Annotated in this window: 3 protein-coding genes; 1 reads left to right on the top strand and 2 read right to left on the bottom strand. The window is 70.8% G+C overall.

Features of this window, described 5'->3' with window-relative positions; genetic code table 11:
- Positions 1–134 precede the first annotated feature (134 nt).
- A complete protein-coding gene (locus C1I98_RS44770; RefSeq protein WP_111172069.1) occupies positions 135–353 on the bottom strand; it encodes a hypothetical protein in 219 nt (72 codons plus the stop codon).
- A gap of 166 nt (positions 354–519) precedes the next feature.
- On the opposite strand from C1I98_RS44770, the gene C1I98_RS37980 reads away from it, so the two are divergent.
- On the top strand, positions 520–1,638 hold the full coding sequence (locus tag C1I98_RS37980; RefSeq protein WP_111172068.1) for a S1 family peptidase: 1,119 nt from the start codon (positions 520–522) through the stop codon (positions 1,636–1,638).
- A gap of 61 nt (positions 1,639–1,699) precedes the next feature.
- On the opposite strand, the gene C1I98_RS37975 is transcribed toward C1I98_RS37980, so the two are convergent.
- Positions 1,700–1,921 (bottom strand): helix-turn-helix domain-containing protein, encoded by a 222-nt coding sequence (locus tag C1I98_RS37975; protein WP_233508540.1) that lies wholly within the window; start codon positions 1,919–1,921, stop codon positions 1,700–1,702.
- Between the last annotated feature and the right edge of the window lie 376 nt (positions 1,922–2,297).

The raw sequence follows: 2,297 nt of genomic DNA, 5'->3' as shown, positions 1-2,297 counted from the left end.
ACCCTCGGCTGACCACCAGCCCCACCTGCGCCGCAGACTCGCCACCTGCCCGGTACGCGCCGCTACCGTCGCCGGGCCGTCGTCAACAGCCACCTGTCTCATCCCCACGGTCCTACCGGCGGTTAATCGCCGCTCTACTGCTGGCGGCGCAGGTTTGCCAACTGTGCGGTGCGGCCCCACAGAATCGTGGTGATGGCCACGCTCATCCATCCCGCGTGTCCATGGAAGCGGGTTTCGCCGGTCAGCCAGGCGCCGAGTATCCAGATGCCGAAATGGCAGGCGCCGCCGATCGGCGCGGCCGTGAACGGGTGCTTATCATCCGCCTGTGTACTCGCCCGGCGAGGGCGGCGCAAATGTCGATCATCTTCGACAGGCCGCCGGGTATCACCTCGACTGTTTTCGATTTCCTCGTCTTTGTTTCGGCGGCGCGGTCATATCATCGCGAGATGACGTAATTGGTAGGTCCTTTTCGCCGTGCCCCGCCTTAACGTTACGGCACGGCCACGGGAGGAGACCGCCATGCCCCGAACCCCCCTGTCGATCGCGGGCGCGGTGCTCGCGGCCGGCGTGCTCGCGCTCAGCGCCGCCCCCGCCTCGGCGCAGCCGGCGCCCGGCCTGATAGACGCGTTGCGGCGCGATCTCGGGCTGAGCGCGGCGGAGGCGTCCGCCCGGGTGATCAACGAGCAGCGGGCCAGGGACATCGAGCCGGCGTTGCGCGACGGCCTGGGGGACCGGTTCGGCGGTTCGTGGCTGAACCCGTCCGGGAGACTGGTGATGGCCACGACCCACGCGGGCGACGTACCCGCCATCACCGCGCGCGGCGCGCAACCCAAGCTGGTGACCCGGCCGCTGGCCCGGCTCGACGCGATCAAGGCCGCGTTGGACGTGGCCCACGGCCGCGAGAAGGTCGCGGCCTGGTACGTGGACGTGGTGACCAACAGCGTCGTCGTACTCGCCGCCGACCCGGCCGCGGCCGGGTCGTTCGTACGCGGCAGCGGCGTGGACGCCTCCGCCGTACGCGTTGAACGCAGCGCCGAGCGGCCCGTCCCGTACGCCGACATCCGCGGCGGCGACGAGATCTATGTGGACGGCAAGGGCCGCTGCCTGGTCGGCTTCTCGGTACGGCAGGGCGCCAAGCAGGGCTTCGTCACCGCCGGCCACTGCGGAGCCAACGGCGCCCTGGTCCGCACCCGCCCGGGCGGCCCGGTGATCGGCAAGTTCGAATCGGTGTCCTTCCCCCGCAACGACTACGCCTGGGCGTCGCTCTACCCGGGCTGGAACGCCATCGGCTACATCAAGGGCGGCCCCAGCGGGCAGTCCCCGATCCGGGGCGCCACGGAGTCCTACGTGGGCGCGTCGGTGTGCAGCTACAGCCCGGTCAGCGGCTGGCGCTGCGGCGTGATTCAGCAGCTCAACACCAGCGTCACCTACCCCGAGGGCACCGTCACCGGCCTCACCCGCACCTCCGTGTGCAGCGAGCCCGGCTCATCCGGCGCCCCGTTCGTCTCCGGCGACCAGGCCCAGGGCGTACTCTCCGGCGGCTCCGGCAACTGCGCCACCGGCGGCACCACCTACTTCCAGCCCATCAGAAGGGCCCTGACCGCCCTCCAGCTCACCCTGGTCACCGCCCCCCGCTGAGGAACCCCTTCATGCAAAGGCACAAGGAAGAGTGCGCGGTATTGGAGACCCTCGCGAATCTCTAGAGGTCCGTCCAGGCGAGGTCGTCCACCGCGAGCCAGGTGTCCTCGGTCATCGTCGCCGGAGTGCCCCCGGCGAACGCGCGGACATCCCGGTGCAGGTGGGACTGGTCGACGTACCCGACGTCGGCCGCGACGTGGGCGGCGCGTTCGCCCGCGGCGAGCCGGTGGACGGCGTGGTCGAAGCGGACCAGTTTGGCGGCGCGCTTGGGTGGCAGCCCGATCTGCGCGCGGAAGCGTGACCACAGCCGCTTGCGGCTCCAGCCCAGCTCGGCCGCCAGTTCCTCGATCCTGACCCAGCCGCGGCTGGGGAGACGCCCGGCGGCTGGGTGCCCGTCCCGACGTCGAGGCGGTCCTGAACGATCCGTGGTCGGATTTCGACGACGCCCTCGGGATCGTCGGCGTCACCGATGTCCCCGGCGGGTGCATCGTCACCCAGCCCTGGGGATACGCGCCGTCCACCCCCGAGGTGATCGTGCCGCTGTCGGTGGGACACGGTCTGCTACGCCATGACCGGCTCCTCCCACATCCCCCAGACCACAACGGGCTGCACCCTCTTCCTCTTCTACCCGAAGGCTGACCGGCCCCTGAGCGGGGGCG

The organism is Spongiactinospora gelatinilytica (assembly GCF_003236385.1).
Lineage (GTDB): Bacteria > Actinomycetota > Actinomycetes > Streptosporangiales > Streptosporangiaceae > Spongiactinospora > Spongiactinospora gelatinilytica.
Note: the sequence above shows the minus strand (reverse complement) of the source record. Positions and strands in the feature narration are given on the sequence as shown.

Excerpts from the sequence above, each read along its gene's own strand:
- C1I98_RS37980 (WP_111172068.1), top strand. The coding sequence starts at position 520 with ATGCCCCGAACCCCCCTGTCGATCGCGGGCGCGGTGCTCGCGGCCGGC.